The following is a 26,443-nucleotide window of genomic DNA, read 5'->3' on the forward strand; positions in this document are numbered from 1 at the left end:
GGCGGAGCTTAGCGCCTTGGTGAGAGGAAGAGCAATGGGCAACCTGGCTTCGTCAGAACGCCGCGCGAATTTATTGCGGCACAGCAGCAAAAGCGAAAAAAGGCGCTGGCTTTTATCCGCTAACTTTTGGCTTTGGCTTTTGCCTTACTGCTTCTTTCACGATCAGCACTTGATTGACGGCTTTGACCGCAATGGTCTCACGCGTGCCGCTCGGCCAGCGAATCTCCAACTTCTCAGCCGTTGTCGCCGCTCCCAATCCGAAATGCAAGCGCAGGTCGGATTGCGAACAATAACTGCCGCCGCTGATGACATCGGCACGCTGGCGTTGGCCGTTCACCGTCAGCCAAGCGGTGGCGCCGATGGCGTCGCGTTTGCCAGTCAGCAATTTCAATGACAGCCAATGTCCGGCGGCCTGCGTTTCATTGTGCAAGACGGTCGGCGTGTCGTCGCAATTGTTGATGACTACGTCTACAAGGCCATCGTTGTCGAGATCGCCAAAAGCCGCGCCACGGGCGGCCTTCACCACGGCCAAGCCGCTGTTGCTCGCGGCGGGCAGCAACTCAAACGTCTTGCCGGATTTGTTTTTGAACAGCAGTGGGCGCTGCGCCCAGGTTGTGCCCCAATCGTACTTGTCCACTTGCGGATAAACATGGCCGTTGGCGATGAACACGTCCCGCCAGCCGTCATTGTCGAAATCGAGAAAGCCTGTGCCCCAGCCCAGAAACGGAATCGTCGGCGTGCCGTGCCCGCTGGCGTAGGTCACATCGTTGAATTGCCCGTTGCCTTCATTGTGATACAGCGTGTTCGTGTCGTCTGAGAAGTTCGTGAGGTAAACATCAGGCCGCCCATCGTTGTCATAATCGCCCACGGCCAAGCCCATTCCCGCTTGTTCGCGCCCGTCTTCATTGAGCGCGAAGCCCGACTCGTAGCTGGCGTCTGCAAACGTGCCGTTGCCTTTGTTCAGGTACAGGAAGTTCGGCGTCGAATCATTGGCGACCAGCAGATCGAGTTTGCCGTCGTCATTCACGTCGCAAAAGGCTGCGCTGAATCCGTAATAGCCTTTCTCATCGGCGACGCCCGCCGCTTTGCTGACATCGGTGAATTTGCCGCCGTCGTTGCGCAACAGATGATCGGGCGCGCCTTTCAATCCGCGCGGGCCGCACATCACCGGCTGACCGCGAAAGAAGCAATACTTCTGCCCGCCGCCAAGCGTGCTCGGTTCGGGCAGATGCGCCGGATCGAATTGCACGTAGCCCACGACGAACAGATCAAGATCGCCATCGCCGTCGTAATCGCCAAACGTCGCGCCGGTTGACCAACTGTTGATGGCCGCGCCCAGCTTCTCGGCCACATCGGTGAACGTGCCGTCTCCGTTGTTGCGATACAGGCGATTCTTGCCGAAGTTGGTGACGTACAAATCCGTCCAGCCGTCGTTGTCGAAATCGCCTGCCGCAACGCCAAAGCCCCAGCGTTCGTTGGCGACGCCTGCTTTGGCGGTGACATCGCTAAACGTGCCGTCTTGGTTGTTGTGAAAGAGCGCGGCGCGCGGCGCGGGTTCTTTGCCTTGCAACGCGGCGAAGGTCGAACCGTTGACCAGATACACGTCCAGCCAGCCGTCGTTGTCATAATCCAGCAACGCGATGCCGCCCGAAGGCGATTCGAGGATGTAGCGCTTGTCGGCAGTGCCGCCGGCGTGCCGGAATTTTTGCAGGCCCGTGCGCGCGGTGCTGTCGGCGAAATAGACGGGCGCGCCGTCTACGAACCCGCCCGCAGTGATGGGGCGATTGCGCTCATCCTTGATGGGCTTGAAGGCGCCAGCGGTGTTCGCGCCGCCCTGCGCCTGGTCTTGCGCCTGGGTTGGTGTTTGGGCGGGCCGCCAGAACAGCGCAATGAAGAGGAAATACCAGAGCGCTTTTTGAAAGGTTCTATCCATTACCAGATGCCTGGGGAATCGGCGGTTGCCCCCTCAATCGGTTTTCACTTCGGGGTACGGCACGCTTGTAGTTCCGCCTTCAGGCGGCTGAGCGCGGCGACGTCGCGACAACCGCCTGATGGTCTTTGATAATTAAATCCAGCAACCGAGTTCGAAGCTCCGGTAGGGGCGGCCAGAGATTAGCCAAGGGTGAAGCGCAACGGAACCTCTGGAACACTGCGAAACCATGCGCAAGCCCCGGCAGGGCGACAGACCCGAGCGACGTCCCGCGCTCCTGCCGGGGCGCCACTCCGCTACGGCGTTGTCCGGGGGCTGCGCGGCACTTCGCACCCCCGGCTAATTTCCGTAGCCTCTGCGGGGCATTGCCGGATTTAATTATCAAAGACCATAAGTCGTTACTATCAGGTGGGGCTGTAACTGCCAAGAAACCTAGTTGCCGGTGTATTAAGGGCAGGACTTACGCAAAACACGAGCGAGGTAGCCACAGAGGCACAGAGGCACAGAGCTTTGTTACAATTCTGCCGGAGATCGCGGTCTTTCTCTGTGTCTCCGTGCCTCTGTGGCAAATCTTGGCGTAAGTCCTGAAGGGGTTAGTTCGAGGAACAGCAGGAGTATAAGCTGCACAATACTACGTTACGATAATTTGAAGCAGTGCAGAGTCATCTCTTGCATCAGCTTAGCCCAATCATAGCCACTCAATTGGCATTGTTCGAGCTAACCATTTGATAAGCTTGATCGCTAAGCTCTATCGGTTGCAACATTTTGTTAATGGATTTCATAGCGCAAAACCAACCCTTCGGCGCCGACCACCCAAACCTTATTCTTTTTGACTGAGATGCCGTATAGGTTTTCCTGAGTGCCGCTTTCTTGCTCAACCCAAGTCTGTCCTCCGTTTTCTGTCCGCAGGATGGTTCCTTTCCAGCCAACAGCCCACCCCTGCCGGACGTTGGCGAAGGCAATATTGATGAGGCTTTGTTTCGTCGTCAGCGCCACTTTTTCCCAGCTTAACCCGGCATTTGAAGTACGCAGCAGCGTGCCATCATCGCCGACCACCCAGGCGTTATCTTTCCCTTGGGCTTCGATATGATAGAGGTGTTTTGTGGTATTGCTGGCCTGCAACTCCCAAGTTCGTCCGCCATCATCCGTAAACAAAATGGTTCCGCCGCCGCCGATAGCCCAACCGCGCTGATCACTGACGAATTTGACGTGTACGAGTTCTTCGGTCGTCCCGCTTTCCTGATTAGCCCAACTGCGACCACCGTCTTGGGTGTGCAAGATGCGGCCATCGGTGCCGACGACCCAGCCCTTTTTCCCATTGGGAAAAGACAGGCTGTAAAGTTCGGGGGTATCTTCTTTTCGTTTACCCGGCGCTAGATGTATTTGGTAGACGAACTCCCACGTTTCGCCGGCATCCTGTGTTTTCAGGATTTGTGCACCACTGGCGATTAACCAGCCTTCGTTTTGATTGCGGAAAAAAACATCGCTCAAGTTTGAGCTAACGCGGGGATTGAGCGAGGTCCATTCCGTTCCACTGCTCTGCGTCGCGTGAATGATGCCGTTGTCCCCAATGATCCAGCCCCGGTTTTGGTCAATGAAGAAAACCCCATTCAGATCACGTTTCGAGCGTTCCTGAAAGGCGATCGTCCATTGCGCGTGGATTTCGAGCGAAAAAAGGATAACGAAAAAGGGCACGACAGCCCATTGGTGCTGATGTTTCATGGTCGCTTCTCCTGTGGGGATTGGGGATGCGCGCAGTCTATCGGTTGAGATTAGACGCTGGCAAGTGACGTGCGCTGGACTGGAAGACCAGTTGCGGAATTTTCAATTTGAATTCCACCTCGGTGTTGCGCGCGCCAAAAACGAAGTTGCGGCTGAGTTGATCTACGGATGATTCCAAGACGCTATCTCTGCCCGCCAGCAAATCGGTAATGCGCATATCAATCCGCTGATCCGGTTGAATGCCCACCCCTTCAATGCGTTTACCATAGGCCGTGCGGTAATCGGTGTCGCTGATATTCAGCTTACCGCCATCATCCAACCGCAAGGTCCGGCTCACGCCGAGCAAACAACCGCAGGTCGCCGGATTGCTGCCGACGATCAAGCCCCGCTTGCGCTCCTGCATAGCCGCCGCGAGAATTTCGGAGCCGCTGGCCGAACGGTTACTGACCAACACCACCAGCGGGGCGCGATAGGCAAGGCGCGCTTTCCAGGTTTTGCGCCGGCTGGAACGGCCTTGGCGCGTGATGAATTCACCGAGATCGGTCTCTTCCGGGAAAAAGTAACTGGCGATCCAGGCAACCGTGCTTACAAACCCGCCGCCGTTATTGCGCAAATCCAGCACCAGCCCGCGCGTCCATTGCAGGGTTTGCATGGCCTTATCAAAATCGCGTTCGATTTCGGGGCCAAAGCCCGTCAATTCGATATACCCAATGTTGTAAGGTAAGACGCGCGTCGTAACACGGCGTTGGAACTCGACATAGCGCCGCGTGAGGTTCAGCGTGCGCACTTGCTGGTCGTCATTATTTAGTAAACTGACACCGACCTGAGTATCGCGTTGACCATAAAAGAGCCGGTCAAGGCTTTGCAAATCGCGCGCGGTCGGCGTTGAACTCGTACCCAACTCATCTAGCAAGCGTAACAACATCTTTTCGACGGGGATGCCGTCCACCTGCGCCACAATCTGGCCTGGCCTAACCCCCAGCCGTGCCGCTTCAGAACCTGGTTCGACCGCGGTGATTACAGCTTGGCCTTCAATCCGCCGGACGGTCAGTCCCACTGTAGTTCCGGCGGGGCGATACCGATCAAAACCATCTTCAGGTGCATAAACACGCGTGTGGGCGTCGCCCAGTTTCCCAATCATGCCGCGCAGGACACGGTAAAACTCGGCATTGTCCCGCGCCGCCTCGACCTGCGGACGATATTGCTGGCGTTGCCCCAGCCAATCCAGGCCGTGAAAATTGCGGTCGTAATAGCTCTCGTTGATGGCGCGCCACACCTGATCAAAGACTTTCAAGCGCATATCGCGCGCGGCGGGCGTGTTTTCCGCATTCGGCAACGAGGCTTCCTGCGCGCGCACTGCCAACACCGGCGCGAGAAAGAGGCACAACAACAAAAAGGAAGCGCGCCAGAGCTGTAACCCGCCAAACTTCATTTCGACCTTTCCCCTAACCTTTACAAAGCTCTCAAAGCTCATGGTTGTGACCTCTACAAAGCCGTTTGCTATTCGCGAATTGTGATGGTTCCGTTTATGCGGCGTGAAGCAAATGAATGAATCGCCACACCTAACACCTGACTCGGCACCAGATTCAGCACCTGACATGGCTGCGCCAAAACTGAAGAAACTTTCCAAACAAGACTTCAGGGATGAGGCAGCGGGCTTTTAATCACGGGGCTTGTCAGCTCGCGCAGGCTGCGTTTGAGTCGCTCCGCTTCTTCCAGACGCTCAGCCATCGCGGGTGGACGGCGGAAATTATAGCGTACCAAGCCGCGAATCGTGACCTCTTTTTCGGCCTGACGCGCAGGTTTGAAGCGCAATTTCTTCACTGTCTTGATAGCCGACTCGTCAAGACCGAATCCCGCCCAGCGCACCACCGTCACTTCCCCGATGTTGCCATCGGCTTGAAACACCGCTTCGAGTTCGACCGTGGCTGTGACGCCTGCGGCTTCAGCCGCTGACGTGTATTCGGGCTTCAAACGCTGATAAAAAATCGGCTGCTGTCCTTGCTGTCCAAGTTGGTCATCATTGAGCACTTCGATGACGGCCAACGGCGTGCGGCCAACTTCGGCAATTTCAGTTAGGTGCCGGTTATAAGTCAACCACAGCGCCTTATCCAAGCGCTGCCAAACCTCTGGCAACACGAGCGCCAGCTTCTTTTGCACGGTGTCTTCCTGCGGCGCTTGCTCGCGGGCAAATCCAAAGAAAGCCAAGTCTCCGGTTCGTGTTTCGACGAGAAACAAGCCCGTCCAGGCTTCGTAATACGGCTGATTGTCGGCGCCCAAACGCCGCCCGCTTTGGACGCGGCCAAGTAAATAGAATTCGCAGCCGAGGCTCAGGCCTAACGTGCGCGCTTCTTCACGGCGCAGGTTCAAGCTGCCGCTATAACCCGCGCCTTGGGCGGCAACCCGTATCAGCGCTGGGTCGAGCAATTCAAATCGGCCTTTCGCCAACTCACGCAATTGTGCGGTCACCGCGCCGGCTTCATCACCACTCAAATCAACCACAGCCAGGCGCAACGGTGTTTGTGCAGCGGCCAACGTACCCGCCAGCAGCCAAAACGAACACGCCCCAAACAGAATTTTGAGAACCTCGCGTCGCTGTTTCATCGCTTTAATTGCTCAACTGCCCCGCTCACTTCCGGCGGGTAGCAGATGCGGTGGATTTCGTAACCGCGCATGCCCCGGATCACGGTCGAGACTTCCGCAATATCGCAGAGTTCACGGCTGCCCGTGCTGCGCTCCACGATCAGCCGCGACTTGCCGTCCGGGCGGTAATAACCGTAATAAGGAATATCTGCCGCGCGATCTTCGACCAGATAATATGCCGGATCAAAACCGCCCGCCGTCACGCAGTTGCGCGCAGCAGCTACAAATTCGGCACGCGCCTCGGCGGCCATTTCCAGATCGAGCGCCTTGAACAAACGCCGTTTGATAAAGCGCTCGGCCAGATCGCTGAGCACGGCATCCGGCTCACGCATCCATTGTTTCAGATGAAACATCACGTCGTGATCATCGAAGTTCAAATAATCGCTGACCGCCAATTCCTCGCCGCGCAAGACCCGCTCTATCACCGAACCGGCTACGACGAATTGCAGTTCCCCGGCGCACATCAATTCCACCGCGCGTCGCAGAATGCTCACCAGGATGCCTTCCGCCGAACGCAAGGTGCGATGAAAGTACACTTGGCGGAACATATAAAACCGCGCTTGCAAATACTCTTCGACCGCGTAAAGACCATTGGCGGCAACATAGATGCGATCATTCACTTCATCAATTTCCAGCGCGTGCAGAATCCATTCCAGATCATAGTTGCCATACTTCACACCCGTCATCAAACTGTCGCGTAAGAGGTAATCCAGCCGATCAACATCCAACTGCGACGAAACCAAATGACCGATAAACGCCGGTTGAAAGCGGTGCTCAATGGCGGCGATCACCTTCTCAGGCAGAGCCGCATCCACCTCTGTCAGACATTGATGCACGACCGTGTTTGGCTCAGCAATGATCCGCGCCGTCCAGTTTTCGTGGTGCTGCCGTAAAATCTTTTCGATGACATGCGAAAACGGCCCATGACCAATGTCGTGCAACATCGCCGCCACGCGCGCCACCAGCCGCGCTTCACTGCTAATGCGGTACTTCTTGCTCAGGTGATCCAGTACGCGCGTCATCACGTGCATCACGCCCAGCGAATGAGTGAACCGCGAATGCTCAGCGCCTTGAAAGGTGTAAAGCGCCAGCCCCAACTGTTTGATGTACCGCAAGCGCTGAAATTCCGGCGTGTCAATTAGCCGAATGAGCAAAGCGTCATCCGTCCGCGCGGTCGAGAGCGCGATGATGTTATGTACCGGATCGCGGTAAATACGTTCCATAGTCAGTGGTCAGTGGTCAGTGGTCAGTGGTCAGTGGGTCTTTGCTAACCACTGACCACTGACCACTGACCACTGTTTCAAACCGTTTGCAACAAGCGTGTCAGTAATGCGGCGCGCCGGGGGATGTCGCTGACGATGATGTGCTCGTGATCGGCGTGCGCGCCCGCGCCATCCACGCCTAGCCCGTCCAGCGTCGGCACCCCCAGCGCCGCCGTAAAATTGCCGTCTGAGCCGCCACCGACGACACCATCTTTCAACTCGAACCCAAGCTCGCCAGCCAGGCCGCGTGCGTGTTCAAACAGGGCTAAATTTTGCGGCGAACGCGGCATGGGCGGACGATTGATGCCGCCACCGATCTCAAGCTGCGCTTCAGGCAGAATCGGTTTAAGGCTGCGGATCGCGTTTTCCAGATATGCTCCATCGGCCTGCGTCCAAAAACGCACGTCAATGCTGGCCGTCGCTTCCGCTGGCACGACATTGGTCGTCGTGCCGCCGTTAAAAACGCCGACATTGACCGTCGTGCCGCGCTCGTAATCATTCAGTGCGGCCAGTTGCAATGTCTGCTGCGCCAACTCAACGATGGCGTTGACGCCTTTGCTGGGGTCAAGCCCCGCATGCGCCGCCCGGCCCAGGGCACGCAAGGAAAACACGCCTATCCCTTTACGACCTGTTTTGACGATGCCGCCGGGAATGGGCGGTTCCAGCACTAAGGCCGCCGCCGCATGCACGGCCTCCGCTTCGACCAAACTGCGTGAGGTGCGACTGCCGATCTCTTCATCGCAAGTCAGCAAGATGGTCAGGGGCCGTTGCGTAGCCAGACCTTGCGTTTTGATCGTGCGCAGGGCCTCGATCAGACAGGCGATGCCGGATTTCATATCAAAAATGCCTGGCCCATGTGCCGCGCCGTCAGCGGTGTACCGGAAAGGCATTCGTTGTAGTGTGCCGACCGGCCAGACTGTGTCCAGATGACCAATCACCAACACGTGTTGCGCATCCGCTGCGTGGCCGAACCCGCAGCGAACGCGCACATGCGTGCCATATCCCGCTTGTGGAAAGGGTTCGACTATCGCGCCTAATTCCTGAAAAAGAGCGGCAACAAAGGAGGCGATTTCGTTCAACCGCGCTTCTTCACGCGAGGTCGTTTCGCGTTCGACCAGGAGTCGGGTCAATTCGAGAATGGCGGATTGGCGGTCAGTAAAATGTGTAAGCAAGGATGACATAGGAAATGCAGGCCGGGCCTGGTGACTGAATATGGGAGGTGTTGCAAGATCACCCCGTTGCGGCCGTTCTTGCAACACCCTGAAAAGCGATGATTCGCCAGTGATTTCGCGGTTTCCCGCAAGTTTGACAAAGCATTTGAATCATGCACAATACTCGAAACTCTGACAAGTTCTAACTAGAACCGTTTGCGCAAGCATCAGTATATCAAGCTGCTCCGTCATAGATTCCGTCGTCTCGGCATTTCATCCGTCGTTCCGCCAAAGACTGTCTCCTGCGAGTTTTGGCTAGCGTCGGCGGCGCGCCGAAGGGTGTGATCGTAATGACTTCCTTGCGGTTGGGGCGAACTGGCTGCCCAACTCGCACAAGTCAAAACGGGCAAGTTCAACCAGGCGATGCCGCTGCGCTGGCGTAACGTGGGAACATAGGATTCGCCGTCAGAGTCATATATCACACCAATTCAAGACACCGATCCGAGGATGAAATGGAGGACCTTTTCAATATGAAGAAGTTGAGCCTTTTGCTAGTGCAGGCGCTGTTGTGGGGCGCGTTTGCATTTTTGCCGAGCAGCGCCAAGGCGCAGGACAATCCGCAAGCGGAATTTGAACGAACTTGGTATGCGACCTGTTATCCGAAGCCAAAGGATGAGTCGCCTGAGTGCTATCAAATGTCCAAAGAGCTACGGGCGAAATTCCCGGGCAGTACTTATGTCAAAAATGCCAATGGAATAATTGAGAAAAAAGACTTTGGTGAGCTTTGGGAAAAGTTCAAAGCAGCGCTTGCCGAATACTATGCCGGGCCGGATAGCCCGAAACTTGAAAAGCTTCTTGGCGCGGGCGACGCCTTCTTAGCCAAACAACCGGATTACCCTTACGTGGTAGCGCAGCAAGCTTTGGCTGGTAGCAGCGCGGCATTAGGAGAAATGTACAAGGATAAAGAAAAAGCCAAGAGCTATATGGAAAAAGCGCTCAAGCTTTTTGATCCTTCGGCTCCTGCGCCAGCCGATGAAGAAGCAAAGAAGCAAACTGCGCAATTCCGTGAGGACATTCAGGCTCTCGGCAATCAATACCTGGGCTGGTACGTCATCCAAACCAACGGCGACCCGCAGCAGGCGTTGGCCTATTTAGGTAAATCCATCGCGGTCAAAGGCAAAGACAATATCGGGGTGAAAGACCCGAATAATTATTGGCTGCGTTCCACGATCTACAATGCTGAATACGGAAAACTGAGCAAACAGTATCAAGCCCTGCCCGATGACCAAAAAACGGGTGACGCAGGCAAGGAAGTACTCAAACAGATCAACACCGTCGTTGATAAGCTGATCGCGGAATATGCGCGCGTGATTGCCGTGGCGACCGCGCCATCAGCAAAACCCTTGTTGGATGCGGCCCGCGAATCCTTTAACTCGCTCTGGAAATACCGCACGGATGCACCAGAAAAGGGCGCGGCTTATCTGAAAAACTACCAAGCCGACCCGGCGATTCCCGACGTGGAAGTGCCCGCGAAGGCAGAAACTTCGATGGCGCCTCCCACGGGCCCACCGACGACTGGCGGCCCCGTGAAGCTGAATGCGGGGGCTGGTGGTGCGCCCGGCGGCAGTGGCGCGGTCAATGGGACGAAAGCGGCCCCGGCCAAAGGCAAAGCTGCTCCGGTCAAAAAGAAACGCCGTTAGCCCGGCAACTTTTGCGTGGCGGCTCCCGCGCAAGTAACCTTTGCTAAAGCCAGCTCGCCAACGCGGGAGCTGGCTTTAGCTATGATCTCCCCCGGCATTAAAGATTGTGTGATTAACGAAGTAAGCGAAGAAATTGCATTGCCTGCTGGCTCCCTGCCAGCCTCTTTGACAGCCACTCCAGCGGCCGCTTCATCAGAAGCCGCGACTGATGCGATGGTCAACGAGGTCGGTCTGGAAGTTGCGCCTACCTCTGCTGTCGGCGATGAGGGTGAAGCGATCACCTTAACCAGCAAAACCTTTGAAGACTTGCTCACGCAACTCGAAGGGCTGATCCATTACACCTTCCGTGATCGCAACCTGTTACGCCGCTCCTTGACCCATCGCTCCTTTGCCAACGAACAAGCAGAACCGCGTCCACCCCATAACGAAGCGTTGGAATTCCTCGGCGATGCCGTGTTGGAATTCCTGATTAGCGCTTGGCTGTTGGAACTCTACCCGACGCAAAATGAAGGCACATTGTCCAAGCTGCGCGCTTACGCCGTCAGCGCCGTCAATCTGCAAAAACACGCGGTGCGTTTGGGGTTGGGTGGCTATCTGCTCATCAACCGTGGCGAAGAGAAAACCGGTGGCCGCCACAAGATGGCGTTGCAGGTAGACGCTTACGAAGCGCTGATCGCGGCCATCTATCTCGACGGCGGCATCGAAGCCGCGAAAGTATTCATCCGCCGCGAATTCGCCCTGACGTTTTCCATCGTTGACCCGCAAAACCTGGCGATGGCCGATTACAAAACGGCCTTGCAAGAGCGCTTGCAATCGCTGGGGCTGCCAACGCCGCAATACGCCATCGTCGAGAGCCTGGGGCCGGATCATCACCGCGTCTTCCAGATCGAACTGCGCGTCAGCGGCAAATGCATCGCCACCGGCCAAGGCACAACCATCAAAGGCGCGCATCAGGCCGCAGCGCGTTCGGCGCTGGATAACCTGACCCAGGAATTGGAGCGCGTGAATTTAATGCCGGAAACACTTGCATCGGCAGAGGACGCCGCACCAGCAGTGCTGGAAGCAGTGATCTTGCCGCTTGAACCGGAAGCTACGCTAACCGACTAACTCACTTTTGCGGTGAACCAGGCGGTGCGCCGGTTCGCCAGCAAAGCCTCGAACGTTGCCCAGGATTATGACCGAACAGGAAACTATCAATGTCACGCCCGCAGGCCAGCCAATGGTCTCGCCCTATTTGCCGTTCGTCTCGAACGCACCGCCCAAATCAGTGTTGCGTGAGTATGTCGAACAAGGTTTGATTACCGTCGTCATGGCGCTCTTTCTGATGACCTTCATCGCGCAAGCCGTGCAAGTGCCGACCGGTTCGATGCAAAACAACATCCACATCGGCGATCACTTCTTCGTCAATAAGTTTCTCTTTGGACGCCCCACACCTATTTTGGGCAAGCTCTTGCCGACGCGCGAGATCAAACGCGGCGACATCATCGTCTTCAAATTTCCGCAAGACCCCAAGGTGAATTACGTCAAGCGCGTGGTCGGATTGCCCGGCGACAAAGTCGAAGTCAAAGGCACGCACGTTTTCGTCAACGGCCAGGAGTTGCCCGAACAGCGCGTCACCATCAACCTGCTCGACACACGCTATTCGTCGCATCCGGAAATCAAGACCGAACCCGCCCCGCCCGGGGCGCACTATCGCGTCTATTACGACGACCGCGATCACGAACCATCCGAATTCAACGCCGATTCGCAACTGCGTTTCGCTGTGAATGAACCCGCCATCGTGCCGCCCGACAGTTATTTTGCGATGGGCGACAACCGCGACAACAGTTTGGACAGCCGCTATTGGGGCTTCGTCCCACGCAGCAACATCATCGGTCACGCGCTCTATGTGTATTGGTCGTTCAATCCAAGCGACCCCGAAACGCCCACGACCGGCAACCGGCTGACCGACATCTTCACGCGCTCGAACTGGCGGCGCACCGGCACGGCGATCAAATAGAAGTACAGCAACCTTTCCAGGTTGCTGTGGGCTTCCGCTAAGAGCAACCAGCGAGGAACCCAACAACCTGGAAAGGTTGCTGTACCGTGTTGCGCTCTTCTCATTTGATTGCGCCGCTTTCCAAAGTACCTCAAGCGGGCTTGTTTGCAATGAGCCAACCATCCAACGATCCAAAAGCTTCCACTTCCCTGCCGCTCATTCTGGTGGCGGGGATTTTTCTCATCTACTACCTTTCCAATCCGCTCACCGGCGAGTTTTACGATTACACGCTGCGCATCGCCTCCGCCCTGCTACAAGGCCGCCTGGGCGAAACCGAAGCGCCGCCGACGTGGCTGAGCGAGATGATCCCGCACAACGGCCAGTATTATTCGGCCTTCCCGCTCGGCAGTGTCTTGACGATGCTGCCGCTCGCGTTGCTAAAAAAACTGCACCTCGTTCAAGCCTTTCCCGGCGTTACGCTCGCGGCCCTAACGGCCAGCGTGTCCGCCTACTTCCTCTATCTGCTTTCCGCCAAGTATCAAGACGCCGGGCCGCGCCGCCTCGTGTTGATCCTCTTTCCGCTGCTGGGCACCTGGATGTGGGCGAACCTGGCGTTTGCGGGCGCGTGGCATATTGCGCTTGGCGTAGCGGTCGCTGCCCAACTGGGCGCGCTCTATTTCACGCTCATCCGTTTCAACCCGCTGGCTGCCGGCTTTTGCTTCGCCCTCGCCTTTGGCAACCGCACTGAAATCCTGCTGCTCGCGCCACTGTTCTATTACCTGCTGTATCGCCACCAACGACAGCCAGAAAGGCACCCGCGAAGAAATGAAGAACACGAAGGCTCCGCATACACGCCTTCTTTCTCTTCCTTCCTTTCTTCGTTTACTTCGTTTCTTCGTGGCGAACGTTTTGTCAGCGCCGCCATTGTCTTCTCGCTTTTCCCTTTCCTGCTCGGCGTCGCCACGCTGGCTTACAACTACGCGCGGTTCGGTTCATTGCTGGATTTCGGCTATGCCCGCATCCCGAAAGTGCTGGAAGAACCTTGGTATCGGTACGGCATCTTTTCGCTGCACGCCATCCCGCTCAACTTTCAGGAAATGCTGCTGACACCGTGGCGGCGCCTCCCGACGTATCCCTATCTCGTCCCGACCGGCTTCGGCGGTTCGATCCTGCTCAGCAGCCCGTACCTGCTCTTTCTCTTTCGCTGCGGATCCAAAGACGCGACGTTGAAATGGCTGGCGTGGGCGGCCATCGCGGTGCTGACCTTTGTGCTCTGGTGCCACGGCAATCCGGGCGGCTGGCAGTTCTCTTACCGTTACGCGATGGTGCTGTTGCCGTGGATGTTTGTGGTCTTGCTGGAAAGCAGCCCAAAGAAAGTCTCATGGCTTGAAGCGCTGCTGTTCGTGGCGTCGGTGGCGATCAGTGGCTGGGGGACGTATTTGTTTTTGCGGACGGAATATATGCGCCCGTAACAGCCTTACACAGCGGAGCAAGCCATGTCTCAACTCAACAACCCGCACGACAAATTTTTCAAAGCCACCTTTGGACGGCCTGAAGTCGCGGCTGAGGTGCTCGCGCATTACCTGCCCGCCGCAACGGCGGCGGCGCTGGAATTGCGCGCACCCGCATTGGTCAAAGACTCGTTCGTGGATGACGAGTTGCAGGAACATTACTCCGACCTGCTTTACCGCGTGCGGCTCAAACGCGGCGGCGCGGCTTATGTCTATTTGCTCTTCGAGCACAAGAGCGCACCGGATGAACTGGTCGCCTTTCAAGTGCTGCGTTACAAAGTGCGGATTTGGGAACGGTTGGCGCGCGCCAAGCCACGCAAGCTGCCGCTGATCGTGCCGCTCGTGTTTTACCACGGGCGCAAACGTTGGCGCGTCCCGCGCAGTTTCGGCGCGCTGTTGGAAGGCGGCGAACTCGCCGGGCTGCGCCAATACGTGGACGAATCGGAATATCTGCTGCTCGACCTCTCAGCCTTCAGCGCGGCGGAGCTGGTCGGCGCGGCGTTCACCCGCGTCGCCTTGCTGGTGTTGAAATACGCTTTTGAAGACCAGTTGCTCGCGCGGCTGCCAGAGATCGTGCGGCTCTTGCCCATCTGGGAGCAGAGTGCGTTAGAATACTTTGCCACCGTGCTCCGCTACGTTTCGGAGATCACGCGCCCCTTGACCAGACACGAATTTGAGGAACTGAAAACAGCGTTCCCCACAGAAACCGGAGAGATTATGGAAACAATGGCTTCCGCTTGGGTCAAAGAAGGTTTGCAAAAGGGCCGGCAAGAAGGCTTGCAACAAGGCCGGCAAGAAGGTCGGCAGGAAGGCCGGCAGGAAGGCCGGCAGGAAGGTCGGCAAGAAGGTTGGCAGGAGGGCTTGCAACAAGGCCGGCAAGAGGCGGCGCTCACCTTCACGTTGCGTTTACTGGAACATCAAATCGGCGCGGTGGGCGCGCGCACGGCCGCGCGTTTGCGCAAGCTTTCCTTTGAGCAACTGATGGAACTCGGCGAGGCGCTGCTGGAATTCAAGTCGGCCAAAGACCTGTCCGCCTGGCTACGGGCGAAGGCGGAAAAAACTGCGTGATCCTTGCGGTACCGCGCGCGTGAGCAAGCGGCACCTGCATCATTGAACCAATGTGCCGTACTTGACGAACCGCTTGCTGACGCGCGCGGTACCGTTCCGGCATCAGTCTTCTTCTTTTTCCCACGCGGCAAAATTCGGCAACTCATCGCCCTGGCAATTGAGCACGTAGTCTATGGCGCAAGCCAAGCTGTGTGGCGTCCAGAGCCAGCGGGTGCTGCCGTGGCGCGACCACGGTTTTTGATCGGGCGGCAACACACCGGCCTCGCGCATGCGCCGAGTGGCGTAGGCTTTCAGGTCGTTCATCGCGTCTTCAGGTTCGCGGCCTGCCGTGATTACGCTGTGGACGTGATTGGTGCGCACATTGAGCGCGTGCAACAACCACTGGCGCTGCTGGCAGACTTCGCGCACCGTCTGCTCAACCACCGTGCGACGTGCCGTGTCGAGCGTCACCGGCGCGCGGTTAAGCCGCTGGAACTCTTCGTATTCACGCAACTCATCGTGGGAAAGAAAGGGCGTGCCGTAGCGATTGTGCGACCGGTCTACTGACCCGCGCGCATCACCGTGCAGCCAGGTGCCATAACAACGGAAGGAGATAAAGTAGGCCAAGGGCCGAGCAGCTTCGTCAAACTCACGTTTGGGCATGTATGACCTCCCTGCAAAGCGGGACAGCGCGGGGACGGTACCGCGCGAGGACGGTACCGCGCACGTGAGCAAGCGGCCTCTGACAAGCAAACCCACTGGCCGCAAGCCGGGCCAACAGCGGCGCCATCAAATCACACCTACTGGCCGACGGCCAAGCCTCAGCAGTAGCCCTATCACTCCACTCGCAGGTGGAGCAGGCCAATCACCCTCACTATCTGAGTAGCCAAGGTGCCGCTTGCTGACGCGCGCGGTACCGTCCCCGCGCGGTACCGTCCCCATCAGACTCTGGTAATGATGCGTTCGCCCAGCGTGTAGCGATGATCACGCGGCGGGTGGTTGAGCAGGGGCACATACCACAACACCAAGTCGCGCGTTTGTTCGATTAGGGGCAATTCTCCGGGTGGAGTTTTCTTTTTCAATTCTTGCCACCCCCTCAAAAAATTTCATGCGTGCTTCGCACGCATGGTAAAAGCGTAAAAAGGGTAAAAAGTGCAGAGGGTTACTGAGTCCTCGCAGAGACAACGACACGAAAACCGAGGTCGTTGACGATGGCGGGGAGATTGAAGACGCGGAAAGCAGAACGGCAGTAGTCCGCATCGTAGCCCCACGAGCCGCCCCGCAGCACCCGGCGACCTGAGTCTCCGCCACTCAACCAAGCTGAGCCATTCACCGGCGCGCCTTCGTAGTTGTCATGCCACACATCTTGCACCCATTCCCAAACATTGCCGTACATATCGTACAAGCCAAATTGATTGCGTTGCTTCTGCCCGACTGTATGTGTCTGGTTGCCGGAATTGCTACTGAACCACGCATACTGATCAAGCAGTTTTTCATCATCGCCAAAGCTGTATTCAGTCGTCTTGCCCGCGCGCGCGGCATATTCCCATTCGGCTTCGGTCGGCAATCGGAATTGCTTGCCGGTCATTTGTGACAGTCGTTGACAAAATTGCTGTGCGTCATTCCACGACACGCGCTCCACCGGACGGTCAGCGCCTTTGAAGACGACATTTGGCAAGCTGCCTATCACCGCCTCCCACTGCGCCTGTGTGACCTCGTACTTGCCCATCGCAAAGCCCGCCACGCGTACCTGATGCGGTGGCTTTTCATCATCTGTGATTTTGTCCGAACCCATCGTGAATTCGCCGCCGGGCAGGGCGACCAAATCCAGCACCACATCAGCGCCCATCCTGACACGGTAGCCACCCTCGCTGGGCATAAGCTCCCAGAGGCCTTTCCCTTCCATCCCCAGCAACGGCCTGTCAGGGTCTTGCACTTCGCCCGGTCCGCCCGCCAAAGGGCCAGGGGAACCCGTCGGCGAAACTGTTGGCGTCACCGTTGGTGTCGGTGTCGGCACAGGTGTCGGCGTAGGCGTCAACGACACGCGCGGGTCAAACGTCGGGCGCGTCACCGGCGGCGCGCCGATGGGCAAGGGATCAGGCAACCGCCACATCGGCTCCGCATAAAACCGCCAGAAACAAAACGCCGCCAACGCCAGCGCCGCCACGCCCCACGTCAACGGATGCATGCCCAAGGCGCGCTGTCCGTCTTCAAACAACAACCGCTCCCACCAACGCGGCGCTTGCACGCTGAGCGGTTTGATGTGCCGCCCGGCCAGAAAGCTGAGCAGCACGTAATCGCGCAAACGGCTCTCTGGCGCTTGCCCTTGCAACAACCGGTAAAGCGCGCGCCGCCGCCGCCAACGCCGCAGCGGTTCGGCCACGGCGTTGAACCAGCGCCGCCACCAGCGCGGCTCAGCGTCTTCATCAGCAGCGGGCCGCGTTGCCACTTCCAGCGGAATGGCCGCGCCCGGTTTGGTCAACACGTGTTGCAACAGGTCTTCGATCACGCCACGCACGCGCGTGTGTTCCGTCGGCGTGAAGCGCGCCACCAATTCGCCGCGCAACCAATCGGGCATCGTCCCGTAGCGGAACCACGGCAGCCGCACCAGCCGCAACACCTGTTCGGCCCGTTCGGTGTCTTGCCCCACCAGGCGCGCGCCCAGATACAGCGTCAATTCCCAGGTCACTTGCGGATAAACCGCGCAGGCCCGCAACCAGAGCCAGCCCGCGTCGCCCAGATACGTTTCGAGGTGTTGCAACAACTGCGTGATCTCGGCGGGCGGCGGGGCTGACGTTTCCAACCAGCGTTTCAGACGCTCGGCGATAAAGGCGGGCAAGGTTGCGGCGGCGGCGCGGCGCGCCTCGGTTTGCAGTTCAAGGTTGAGGCCCGTGTTGAGCCAGGCGGTCAACGCCTCGAAACCCGCTTCATCGGCGGGCAACACCAACAGCTCGTGCGCGCGCAAAGCCTCAGTGCGGTAATCATTGGCAGAGGCCGCGACGGGCGTGAGGATGGCGCGTTCGGGCCAGTGCGCAAACTCTTCCAACCAACGCTGGGCCGCGCCCGTGAAGGGATCAAAGAATTCCACGCCAGCGCCGAAGATCAACAAGCGATGCTCAGGGTAACGCGACGCCAATTCATTGAGCGACACACTCGGCGCAAACGGCGCGGGCCGCAGCGTGGCGCGCGCCTCGCCTTCGAAGGCATAAGGACGGCAAGCGCGCGCGTCGCCCTGGAAGTAATACGGCTCGACGCCGATGTCACTGGCCTTCAAGCGTTCGGCCAGCGCCTCGCCCACGCGCGCCCGTTCGTCGTGGGCGCTGGCGCGCTCGATCAACAACAGATATTCGGGCAACGCGCGCCGCCTGCCCCAACTGGGCGTAAACAAACCGCCGCGCCGAATCGTCGCGCGAATCGTCGCGGGCACATCCAGGTCTGTGGCCGCTACGTGGCGATGGCGGCGCAAATCCACCAACGCGCGGCGCAAGGCGGGCGAATCGAAAAGCCTCACGCCATCCGCTTGCAACTTGAGCTGCCGCAACCTCGGCGTCCCGCTGGTTTGGAAGCGTTGCGCAATCAGCGTGCGCCAATACCAGCGCCAGAGAAACCAGAGCGCATAAAGCAGCAAGGGGATGAAGGTGGGCCAGAGGATTTTGTTGACCGGCTCGATGTCGCACGGAGGATTTGGGCACGGCGTCGGCGTTGCATCCGCCAAGTCAAATTTTGGTGCTGGAATGTGCGAATAGCGTTTCAGCACGATGGTTTGCCGCGTGGGCTGATGCAACAGCACGGGCTGTGAAACCGCCGGTTCGTAACTGTTGTTTGAAGCCAGCGCGCGGTCAGTGCGCCGCCGCCAAAGCCAATCGAAATTACGCGCGTGATAGGCCAATTCAAATTCGCCTTGCCGATTGGTATAGGCCATCCCATCGGCAAAGATGACATTGGCAAAGGCGACAGGCGTGCGCGTCTCGCTGTCAAGCACCTTGCCTGGGAGCGTCTGTGTGGTCTTGGCGCTGAGATAAGCAATTACACCGGCCAACAGCAACACCGCCAACAGCGCGGCTTTCACCGGCGGACGCTGCCACGCTTGCCGCATCCACGTGCGCAATTCCGCCAACCGCTTGAACGCAGAGCGGCGAGCTTCAGGCAGCGGCGTCACGCTTGTTTCGTCAGGCGCTGCCACCTCAACCGCCGCTTGCAGCAAGCGTGGCCGCCGCTGCAACCACGCCTGAAAATGCGCGGCAAACTCCTGCTGCTCGCGTTTAGACGAACAGAACAGCGGCCCCAGCAACGTGCGCCACTGTTGCGGGTCGGCGGGCAATTGCTTGGCGGCGGCCAGCCTGTCCAACAACTCGTGCGCGGTGATGTAGTGCTGCGCGCTGATGGCAAAGCCCGCGCCGCGCAATGTTTCGGCCAGGGCCAGCAGGTCTTCGAGTTGGAGGTTGGGTGCGGGCATAAACAATGCGAATTTGCCGACGAGTTCCCCAAGCCCTGAAAGGGCATAATTCAATAGCCGTGGGCAACGCCCACGGCGTGAGCAGCGGCCATTCCCGGCCCTGACAGGGCCGCATTTGAAAGCAGATTCGACCCCTTCAGGGTCGTGAACTCCTACGCGCCGTTCCGTGGGCGTGGCCCACGGCTATTGAATTACGCCCTTTCAGGGTTGTTAATCCAACCTGACGAATTCGCCAACAGCATCTTCCAACTGCGTTCTCAGGAACGACATCACCATTCTTTGGCGATGCGGTGCGCGGCTTCCTGATCCTCTTTGATCTTGATGAGCGCGCTCAGACTTCGCTGCAACAACTTGCGTTGCGCGCGCAGCGGCTGCTCGAAATCCGCGCCCATTTCGCGCAGCGCGGTCAGCCAATCAATCAACTCGGCGGTCGCGGGCCGCTTACGCAAACCGCTGTCGCGCAAGTGTTCAAACAACGCCAGCGCCTCGGTCAACATGGGCGGCAGCCCGTTGGCGTAACTGGCGACACGGCTGGTCACGATCTGCACCAGCCGTGTGTCCTTGGGAAATTCGATGTCGTAATAGATGCAGCGGCGCAGGAAGGCTTCGGGCAGATGCTTTTCGGAATTGCTGGTCAGCACCAGGATCGGGCGCAGTTGCGGATTGGCTTCGATCCGGTCGTTGTTGAGTTCGGGCACGCGGAAGTAATGATGCTCGACCTCGTTGAGCAGATCATTCGGGAAATCGCGCGGCGCTTTGTCTATCTCGTCAATCAGCACGACCGCACGTTGCGCGCCCGTGTGCTCAAAGCCCGGCGTGCGCCAGCGCTCTGCGATGCTTGCGCGCGAACGCAGAATGGCTTCGCCCAATGCGTTCCAACGCAGGTAGCTGAGCACAGCGGCGCTCGCCCCGGTGTCTTTGGCGCGAAAGTGGCCGACCGCGTCGTAGCTGTAAAACAAATCGCGCGCCGTGCTGTTGGACTTGGTCTCGAATTTGAGCGGCACGCCCAGCCCCAACGTGTGCGCCAGATGTCGCGCCAATTCGGTCTTGCCGGTGCCCGGTTCGCCCGTCAGCAAAAGCGGCTGGCTCAGCAGCAGCGCGACATTCACGGCATCCACCAGACCGTCATCGGGCAGATAGCCCGCCGGATCGGTTTGGCGGGCGCGGCTGAATTCGGGCAAGGCCACCGTGCCGTCAGTCTCGCGGTGTGTGGGATTCGGGTAAAAAGGATAGGGCATGGTGAACTCCTCAAATAAAGATTTAGAGCCGTTTGCAATGGCGTTTACGAGAGTCAGTTGACGCCGGGACAGTACCGCGCGCGTGAGCAAGCGGCGCGTCAAGCTACCCGCATTGGCTGAATTGCCAAGGTGCCGCTTGCTCACGCGCGCGGTACTGTCCCACAAAGATCAGGAAGACCGCTGTTCCAACAGGGCTTCGAGTTTCATTTCAAAGGCGCGCATGGAAATTTGCTCGGCCTCGCTAAACAAATCGTCAATCCACTGTTTGCTAATGCGGAAACGCTCGCCGATTTGATGAATGCGGTACCAGGCTCTGACATCGTCTTGCGTCAACGCGGGCAATTCGGGCAAGGCCACGCCGCAACATTGCGGGTAAGCTGAAAAATCCTGCTCAAGTTCCCGCAACAAGACTTGCAACTGCTGCTCCCAGGCCTGCCGCTGTTTGAGTTTGAAGTCGAACCAGCGTGGCTGCGGCTGCTCTTCAAAGCGGAAGCAGAGGCAGAGCAGCACGACGCGATTGAGCGGCAAGTCTTCCCACGCCGCGCAAAATTGCAAAAACGCAGGCAACAAGTCAGCGCCGGGCTGTTTGAATAGCTTGGTCGAAAGGTCGAGCGTGACGATCAGCGGGTCTTCGCTCTGTTTCAACAATTCATAAACCGCCTGCTGCGGCTCCTGGTCGGCGTCACTGACTTCCAAGGCGACGGCCAGCTCCCACCAAAATCCGGCGGGGCTTTCAAACGCCGTGTGTGCCGCGCGCAACGGAATCTCGCGTGGCCCGGCGGCCTTGCTCGTGCGGGTCAACAACTTTTTCAACGGGCCTTTGTACATGCGTTCTAAAAACTCGACGTGGCTCTCGAATCTGTGGCCGTGCAACAGGCAAACGACCGGACGGCGCGACTGGCTTTGGCGATGTTGTTTGAGCGCTTGCACAAGAGCCGCTTCCTGTTTGCCGCGGTCGCACAGATGCGGCAGCAACGCGGGCAACGCGGTGACGACGGTTTGGGCGGCGGACGGTTCGGTTTGGGCGGCGGACGGTTCGGTTTGGGCGGATGGAGTGGTCTGCGTGGCGGCTTCAGGCGCAGCGGCAGGCGCGCTCGCAGGCGGCTGTTGTTTGGCTTGCAACTGTTCGATAGCGCGGCGCATGCCTTCTTCCACGTCCAACCAGGCTTCATCGCGATTGGCCCAACTGGTGACGGGTTTGGCGTCTTTGGGCAGCGCCTGTAATTTGCCGAAGGGCGCACTTTGCCAGCGGCAGGGACGCAGGATGATGGGAATCACCAGCGCCGGGTCAGCCTGGCTGGCGTGCCGTTCGAGCGCGCGCTTCATTTCGATGTCGTAACAGTAGTCCGACGCGATGAAATCTGAACTGACGAGTAACAGGATGATCCGCGCGCTTTCCAGGTGCTCGTCAATCGCGTTCTTCCATTCTTCGCCCGCGCCGATTTGGCGGTCGTGCCAGGGTTCAATCACGCCTGCGCGCACGAGAATTTTCAGGTGCCGGTCGAGTTCGTTGCGCAGCGTTTCATCCAGATGCGCGTATGAGTAAAAGACTTTGATGGGGGATGCCATACACACCTCGTTGCAACCAATGTTCGCCCACTGCCTGAGCACTGCTTGTTTGAAGGACGGCCTGTGAATTGAGCCGAATATACTGGGGCGCGCTGAACCTGCTGAAAACGGGCGCAGGTATAGCACTGCGGGGCGCGGCTTGGCAATGTGCGCGGCAACGGGGCACAGCCGTTTTGCAAAGTCAGCGGGCGCGCCGACCGAGCGGCATAAGACTGAATCCCGATTCCTGACTCCTGATTTCGTAAAAATCAGGAGTCAGGAATCGGGATTCGGGATTCGGGATTCAGTGTCGCGTGTTGTTTGCCAAACAATTCACCTGCGTAAAAACCTGCCAGGCGGTAAGGCAGAACAGGTGTTGCCATTTTTCGTTTGACCACGGCACCGTTTTCATAGACGGCTAATGTCTGGTCGCGCCTCCGGGGCAAAAACGCAAAAGTTTGGGCAACGACAAGGCCAGCAACGGCGTCGCTTTCATTCTTACCCCGAAGGCCTATAATGCGGCGCGTTCGTTGCCCAAACCAATCTGCATTCAGCAGACAGACGGAAGCCCGGCGGCTTCTGTTTCTTGCAACACCGAGCATCGCCACCGCCGCATCCGTTTCAATTCAAGGAGGTCAAGCATGACACTAGAGTTTCAAGGAACCGCAATGCCGCTCGACATCAATGGCATTGAAGAAGCAACGCAACTGTTACAGGTCGGCGTCCCCGAGTTGGTCGCTGTCGGCACGGTCGAGACGCGCGGGTTCGGGTATCTGCCCGACCGCCGGCCGCTCATTTTATTCGAGCGCCATATTTTCAGCCGCGAGACCAGCCATCGGTTCGACGGCGTGGATTCCAACATCAGCAATCGGCAGCCCGGCGGCTACGGCCCTGGCGGCGCGCAGCAATATGACCGGCTGCTGCGTGCGGTGGCGTTGGATCGCGAGGCAGCCTTGCGCAGCGCGTCCTGGGGCTTGGGGCAGGTGATGGGGTTCAATGCCCAGGCCGCCGGGTATGCCGATACCGAAACGATGGTGGTGGAAATGATGGAAAGCGAGAATGCTCAATTGCTGGCGATGGCCCATTTCATCAACAGCCAGCCTAAAGCCGCCGCTGCGTTGCGCGCCCACGATTGGGCCGGGTTTGCGCGCGTCTACAACGGAGCGGATTTCGCCATCAACAAATACGACAAAAAATTGGCGGCAGCCTTTCAAGCCTTTCAGGCGGGCACCCTGCCCGATTTGAACGTGCGCACCGCGCAAGCCTTTCTGACCTATCTGGGCTTTTCGCCCGGAACCGTGGATGGCTTGACGGGCCGGTTGACGCGCTCAGCGTTGAATGAATTTCGAGAGCAAAACGGGCTACCCATTGCTGCCGAGGTTACTGAAGAAGATTTGGCGGCACTTCAGCAAGCGGCGATTGTTGGCTAGAGTGTGAGACAGGGGAGGAAGGTAAAGACAAAGGTAGTGGGTCAATGGGGAGAGAACCAAGCCGCAGATCAACGCCGATCCACGCAGACCAACGCCGATCAATGGAATGGCTAACAGGTTTGATCCGCGTTTTTCTGCGGCCATCTGCGGCCAGACCTCCCCGCTTTGAGCCACTACCAAGATAAAAAGGCAGGTCGTGTCTCCCCCTCCCTCCGTCCCCCAGTCGCTCATTCCGCTCGATAATTCGGCGCTTCTTTGGTGATGAACACGTCGTGCACGTGCGATTCTTTCAGGCTGGCGGCGGTAATGCGCATGAAGCGCGCGTTTTGCTGCAACTCGGCGATGCTGTTGCAGCCGGTGTAGCCCATCCCGGCGCGCAAACCGCCCACCAATTGCCCGACCAGCGCCGCCAGCGAACCGCGATAAGTCACGCGGCCTTCGATGCCTTCGGGCACCAGTTTGCTTTCAACCTCCACGCTGTCCTGCGCATAACGATCTTTGCTGCCCTGCTTCATCGCGCCCAAGCTGCCCATGCCGCGATACGATTTGAAGTTGCGGCCCTGGTACAAAATGATCTCGCCCGGCGCTTCGTCCGTCCCGGCGAGCAGCGAGCCGATCATCACGGAATGCGCGCCCGCCGCGATGGCCTTGGTGATGTCGCCGGAATACTTGATGCCGCCATCCGAAATGACCGGGACGCCCGAACCCGCCGCGCCTTTGACGCATTCGTAAATCGCCGTGATCTGGGGCACGCCCGCGCCGCTCACCACGCGCGTCGTACAAATCGAACCGGGGCCGATGCCGACCTTGACCGCGTCGGCCCCAGCCTGGATCAAAGCTTTCGCGCCTTCGGCGGTGGCGACGTTGCCCGCGATCAAATCCACTTCGGGGAATTTGCGTTTGACTTGTTTGACGGCTTCGAGCACGCGGATGCTGTGGCCGTGGGCCGTGTCAATCGCCAGCACATCCACGCGGGCGTTAATCAGTTCGGTGGCGCGTTCAAAGAAATCGCCCGTCGCGCCCACCGCCGCCGCACAACGCAAGCGGCCCAGATCGTCTTTGGCGGCGTTGGGATATTTGATCGCCTTCTGAATATCTTTGACGGTGATCAGCCCCTTCAGATGATAGTTCTCGTCCACGACCAAGAGCTTTTCGACGCGATGGCGTTGCAAGATGCCTTCGGCTTCGCGCAACGTGGTGCCGACCGGCACGGTGATGAGGTTGTCTTTGGTCATCGCCTCGCCAATGGGCAACTCCAGCCGCGTTTCAAAACGCAAATCACGGTTGGTCAGGATGCCCACCAGTTTGCCGCCATCTTCGACAATGGGCACGCCGGAGATTTTGAAGCGTTCCATCACGGCCATCGCTTCGCGGATTTTGCGCTCCGGCGTCATCGTCACCGGATCAACGATCATGCCCGATTCCGAACGTTTGACCTTGTCCACCTCGCCGCGCTGGGCTTCGATGGAAAGGTTTTTGTGAATGACGCCGAGGCCGCCCTGCTGGGCGATGGCAATCGCCAGCGGCGCCTCGGTCACGGTATCCATCGCCGAACTCAGCACGGGAATGTTCAGTTTGATATGCCGGGTCAAATGCGTCGAAGTGTCGACCTCGGTCGGTAAGACTTCGGAATAAGCCGGCATCAACAACACATCATCAAAAGTCAGTGCTTCGAGTAAATTTTCAGTCAGCATAAATGCACCACGCTTGCGCTAGGAAGGTTTGAGAAACAAAAACCGCGCAGCCAGAGGGCTGCGCGGTGCGGAATCGTTTCGAGTTTAGGGAACTTGGTCAGGGCGCGCGCATTGGTCAGGCCATTTGCGAACGGGTTTCGGCCTGCGCTGCGCTGCCGGGCTTTTCGCTTTAATCGAAGAAGCCCTGGAAATTGTCCTTGGTGATAACGACATTCTTGACGATCACACTGGTGCGATTGGGCGCGAGTTTTTCGGGATTGACCGTGCGCCCATTGACCTTGATGTTGAGCGCCGGGTAATTCCCCAGGTTCATCAAGACCTTTTCATACGCCGTGACCTCTTTGGTCTCGCCCGCTTTCAGCAACGCCTGTTGCGTATTTAAGCCATCCGGTTTGACGCTGATCCAGCACTCACCGCTGGTCGCCGTCAATTGCACGATCATTCCGCCAGGCGGGGGCGTCAAGGCCGGTGCAGCACCCGGACTCGGCGAGGCCTCGGGCGTTGGTGAAGCACCCGGACTGGGTGACACCTCGGGCGTCGGCGAAGCCGCCGCATCCGGCGTCGCGGTCGGCGTCACCTCTGGCGTCGGCGAGGCGGCGGCAACTTTTTCTTCAGCAGGTTTTTGTTGTCCTTTGAAGTACTGCGCCGCGGCATAGGCCCCGGCACACAGCAGCAAAAACATAATCGCCGACAACAACCAGCTATTGCCGGGCTGCTTCTCTTCAAATTCGCCCGCGCGCAAATAATTGCTGCGCGGCGCTTCCTCGCCGCCCATTTCTTCGAGTTGCCGCTCGTACAGCGCCAGCGCCTGCTCCTCGTCCATGCCGACGTATTTGGCGAATTTGCGCACGAAGGCGCGATTGAAAATCCCTCCCGGCAAAATGTCGTAGGTGTCGCTTTCAATCGCTTGTAAGAAGCGCACGCCGATGTGCGTAGCGTCAGCAATCTGATGCAGATTGATGCCCCGCTCATTGCGTAAACGTTGTAATTCCTGGCCTAATGTTGGCATTTTATTTTATTTTCTCTCAGCACTTTTGTGTGGGTGAGACACCATGCCGCCGGCAACATTGCCGATAACCGCCCAAATTTAAGGGCGCATCTTAAGGGACAACTCCAAAGACTGTCAATTTTGC

20 protein-coding genes are annotated in these 26,443 nt (G+C 58.3%); 6 read left to right on the forward strand and 14 right to left on the reverse strand.

All coding sequences use genetic code 11. From position 1 onward, the window contains the following. Positions 1-112: 112 nt before the first annotated feature. The 6 genes from HY011_19475 to HY011_19500 all read right to left on the reverse strand — a co-directional run bounded on the left by HY011_19475 (position 113) and on the right by HY011_19500 (position 8,729). Positions 113-1,933 (reverse strand): CRTAC1 family protein, encoded by a 1,821-nt coding sequence (locus HY011_19475; protein MBI3425123.1) that lies wholly within the window; start codon positions 1,931-1,933, stop codon positions 113-115. A 765-nt stretch (positions 1,934-2,698) separates the two neighbouring features. Beyond that, entirely contained in the window at positions 2,699-3,652 is a 954-nt protein-coding gene (locus tag HY011_19480) for a hypothetical protein (GenBank protein MBI3425124.1), read from the reverse strand. 37 nt (positions 3,653-3,689) lie between these two features. Continuing rightward, positions 3,690-5,084 carry a hypothetical protein gene (locus HY011_19485; GenBank protein MBI3425125.1) on the reverse strand — a complete coding sequence of 465 codons (1,395 nt, stop codon included), beginning with the start codon at positions 5,082-5,084 and terminating at the stop codon, positions 3,690-3,692. Between the two features lie 206 nt (positions 5,085-5,290). Continuing rightward, a complete protein-coding gene (locus HY011_19490) occupies positions 5,291-6,256 on the reverse strand; it encodes an energy transducer TonB (GenBank protein ID MBI3425126.1) in 966 nt (321 codons plus the stop codon). Next, entirely contained in the window at positions 6,253-7,518 is a 1,266-nt protein-coding gene (locus HY011_19495; GenBank protein MBI3425127.1) for an HD domain-containing protein, read from the reverse strand. Before HY011_19495 ends, HY011_19490 begins: the two co-directional genes overlap by 4 nt. Before the next feature lie 77 nt (positions 7,519-7,595). After that, entirely contained in the window at positions 7,596-8,729 is a 1,134-nt protein-coding gene (locus tag HY011_19500; protein ID MBI3425128.1) for a M20 family metallopeptidase, read from the reverse strand. Between the two features lie 509 nt (positions 8,730-9,238). Here HY011_19500 and HY011_19505 point away from each other — a divergent pair. From HY011_19505 to HY011_19525, 5 genes are all read left to right on the forward strand, one after another. Beyond that, complete coding sequence (locus tag HY011_19505; protein ID MBI3425129.1) at positions 9,239-10,408, forward strand: hypothetical protein; 1,170 nt, start codon at positions 9,239-9,241, stop codon at positions 10,406-10,408. A gap of 165 nt (positions 10,409-10,573) precedes the next feature. After that, a complete protein-coding gene (gene rnc, locus HY011_19510; protein MBI3425130.1) occupies positions 10,574-11,515 on the forward strand; it encodes a ribonuclease III in 942 nt (313 codons plus the stop codon). A gap of 202 nt (positions 11,516-11,717) precedes the next feature. After that, positions 11,718-12,407 carry a signal peptidase I gene (gene lepB / locus HY011_19515; protein MBI3425131.1) on the forward strand — a complete coding sequence of 230 codons (690 nt, stop codon included), beginning with the start codon at positions 11,718-11,720 and terminating at the stop codon, positions 12,405-12,407. Between the two features lie 149 nt (positions 12,408-12,556). Further along, positions 12,557-13,858, forward strand: a complete 1,302-nt coding sequence (locus HY011_19520) for a hypothetical protein (protein ID MBI3425132.1) — start codon at positions 12,557-12,559, stop codon at positions 13,856-13,858. Between the two features lie 24 nt (positions 13,859-13,882). Continuing rightward, the gene (locus HY011_19525) at positions 13,883-14,965 is read left to right on the forward strand and encodes an Rpn family recombination-promoting nuclease/putative transposase (GenBank protein ID MBI3425133.1); all 1,083 of its coding nucleotides are present in this window, start codon (positions 13,883-13,885) and stop codon (positions 14,963-14,965) included. Between the two features lie 102 nt (positions 14,966-15,067). Here the strand turns inward: HY011_19525 and HY011_19530 are convergent, their stop codons facing one another. The 6 genes from HY011_19530 to HY011_19555 form a co-directional block, all read right to left on the reverse strand. Then, a complete protein-coding gene (locus HY011_19530) occupies positions 15,068-15,607 on the reverse strand; it encodes a transposase (protein ID MBI3425134.1) in 540 nt (179 codons plus the stop codon). Positions 15,608-15,885: 278 nt separating this feature from the next. Then, on the reverse strand, positions 15,886-16,026 hold the full coding sequence (locus HY011_19535) for a hypothetical protein (protein MBI3425135.1): 141 nt from the start codon (positions 16,024-16,026) through the stop codon (positions 15,886-15,888). A gap of 80 nt (positions 16,027-16,106) precedes the next feature. Further along, positions 16,107-16,850, reverse strand: coding sequence for a formylglycine-generating enzyme family protein (locus HY011_19540; GenBank protein MBI3425136.1), 744 nt, complete (start codon positions 16,848-16,850; stop codon positions 16,107-16,109). A 2,819-nt stretch (positions 16,851-19,669) separates the two neighbouring features. Next, entirely contained in the window at positions 19,670-20,638 is a 969-nt protein-coding gene (locus HY011_19545) for a MoxR family ATPase (protein ID MBI3425137.1), read from the reverse strand. Between the two features lie 168 nt (positions 20,639-20,806). After that, entirely contained in the window at positions 20,807-22,207 is a 1,401-nt protein-coding gene (locus HY011_19550) for a TIR domain-containing protein (protein ID MBI3425138.1), read from the reverse strand. Between the two features lie 248 nt (positions 22,208-22,455). Next, the gene (locus HY011_19555; protein MBI3425139.1) at positions 22,456-22,794 is read right to left on the reverse strand and encodes a hypothetical protein; all 339 of its coding nucleotides are present in this window, start codon (positions 22,792-22,794) and stop codon (positions 22,456-22,458) included. 33 nt (positions 22,795-22,827) lie between these two features. On the opposite strand from HY011_19555, the gene HY011_19560 reads away from it, so the two are divergent. Continuing rightward, the gene (locus HY011_19560) at positions 22,828-23,616 is read left to right on the forward strand and encodes a DUF3380 domain-containing protein (protein MBI3425140.1); all 789 of its coding nucleotides are present in this window, start codon (positions 22,828-22,830) and stop codon (positions 23,614-23,616) included. Positions 23,617-23,843: 227 nt separating this feature from the next. Here HY011_19560 and guaB read toward each other — a convergent pair whose 3' ends face one another. Together guaB and HY011_19570 are read right to left on the reverse strand one after the other, a co-directional pair. Beyond that, on the reverse strand, positions 23,844-25,310 hold the full coding sequence (guaB, locus tag HY011_19565) for an IMP dehydrogenase (GenBank protein ID MBI3425141.1): 1,467 nt from the start codon (positions 25,308-25,310) through the stop codon (positions 23,844-23,846). 169 nt (positions 25,311-25,479) lie between these two features. Further along, positions 25,480-26,319, reverse strand: coding sequence for a helix-turn-helix domain-containing protein (locus HY011_19570; protein MBI3425142.1), 840 nt, complete (start codon positions 26,317-26,319; stop codon positions 25,480-25,482). Positions 26,320-26,443 lie beyond the last annotated feature (124 nt).

The sequence above is a fragment of the Acidobacteriota bacterium genome (assembly GCA_016196035.1).
In the GTDB taxonomy this organism is placed as follows: domain Bacteria; phylum Acidobacteriota; class Blastocatellia; order RBC074; family RBC074; genus JACPYM01.

Excerpts from the sequence above, each read along its gene's own strand:
- HY011_19475 (MBI3425123.1), bottom strand. The coding sequence starts at position 1,933 with ATGGATAGAACCTTTCAAAAAGCGCTCTGGTATTTCCTCTTCATTGCG.
- HY011_19480 (MBI3425124.1), bottom strand. The coding sequence starts at position 3,652 with ATGAAACATCAGCACCAATGGGCTGTCGTGCCCTTTTTCGTTATCCTT.
- HY011_19485 (MBI3425125.1), bottom strand. The coding sequence starts at position 5,084 with ATGAAGTTTGGCGGGTTACAGCTCTGGCGCGCTTCCTTTTTGTTGTTG.
- HY011_19490 (MBI3425126.1), bottom strand. The coding sequence starts at position 6,256 with ATGAAACAGCGACGCGAGGTTCTCAAAATTCTGTTTGGGGCGTGTTCG.
- HY011_19495 (MBI3425127.1), bottom strand. The coding sequence starts at position 7,518 with ATGGAACGTATTTACCGCGATCCGGTACATAACATCATCGCGCTCTCG.
- HY011_19505 (MBI3425129.1), top strand. The coding sequence starts at position 9,239 with ATGAAGAAGTTGAGCCTTTTGCTAGTGCAGGCGCTGTTGTGGGGCGCG.
- lepB (MBI3425131.1), top strand. The coding sequence starts at position 11,718 with ATGGCGCTCTTTCTGATGACCTTCATCGCGCAAGCCGTGCAAGTGCCG.
- HY011_19520 (MBI3425132.1), top strand. The coding sequence starts at position 12,557 with ATGAGCCAACCATCCAACGATCCAAAAGCTTCCACTTCCCTGCCGCTC.
- HY011_19525 (MBI3425133.1), top strand. The coding sequence starts at position 13,883 with ATGTCTCAACTCAACAACCCGCACGACAAATTTTTCAAAGCCACCTTT.
- HY011_19530 (MBI3425134.1), bottom strand. The coding sequence starts at position 15,607 with ATGCCCAAACGTGAGTTTGACGAAGCTGCTCGGCCCTTGGCCTACTTT.
- HY011_19540 (MBI3425136.1), bottom strand. The coding sequence starts at position 16,850 with ATGGAAGGGAAAGGCCTCTGGGAGCTTATGCCCAGCGAGGGTGGCTAC.
- HY011_19545 (MBI3425137.1), bottom strand. The coding sequence starts at position 20,638 with ATGCCCTATCCTTTTTACCCGAATCCCACACACCGCGAGACTGACGGC.
- HY011_19550 (MBI3425138.1), bottom strand. The coding sequence starts at position 22,207 with ATGGCATCCCCCATCAAAGTCTTTTACTCATACGCGCATCTGGATGAA.
- HY011_19560 (MBI3425140.1), top strand. The coding sequence starts at position 22,828 with ATGACACTAGAGTTTCAAGGAACCGCAATGCCGCTCGACATCAATGGC.
- guaB (MBI3425141.1), bottom strand. The coding sequence starts at position 25,310 with ATGCTGACTGAAAATTTACTCGAAGCACTGACTTTTGATGATGTGTTG.
- HY011_19570 (MBI3425142.1), bottom strand. The coding sequence starts at position 26,319 with ATGCCAACATTAGGCCAGGAATTACAACGTTTACGCAATGAGCGGGGC.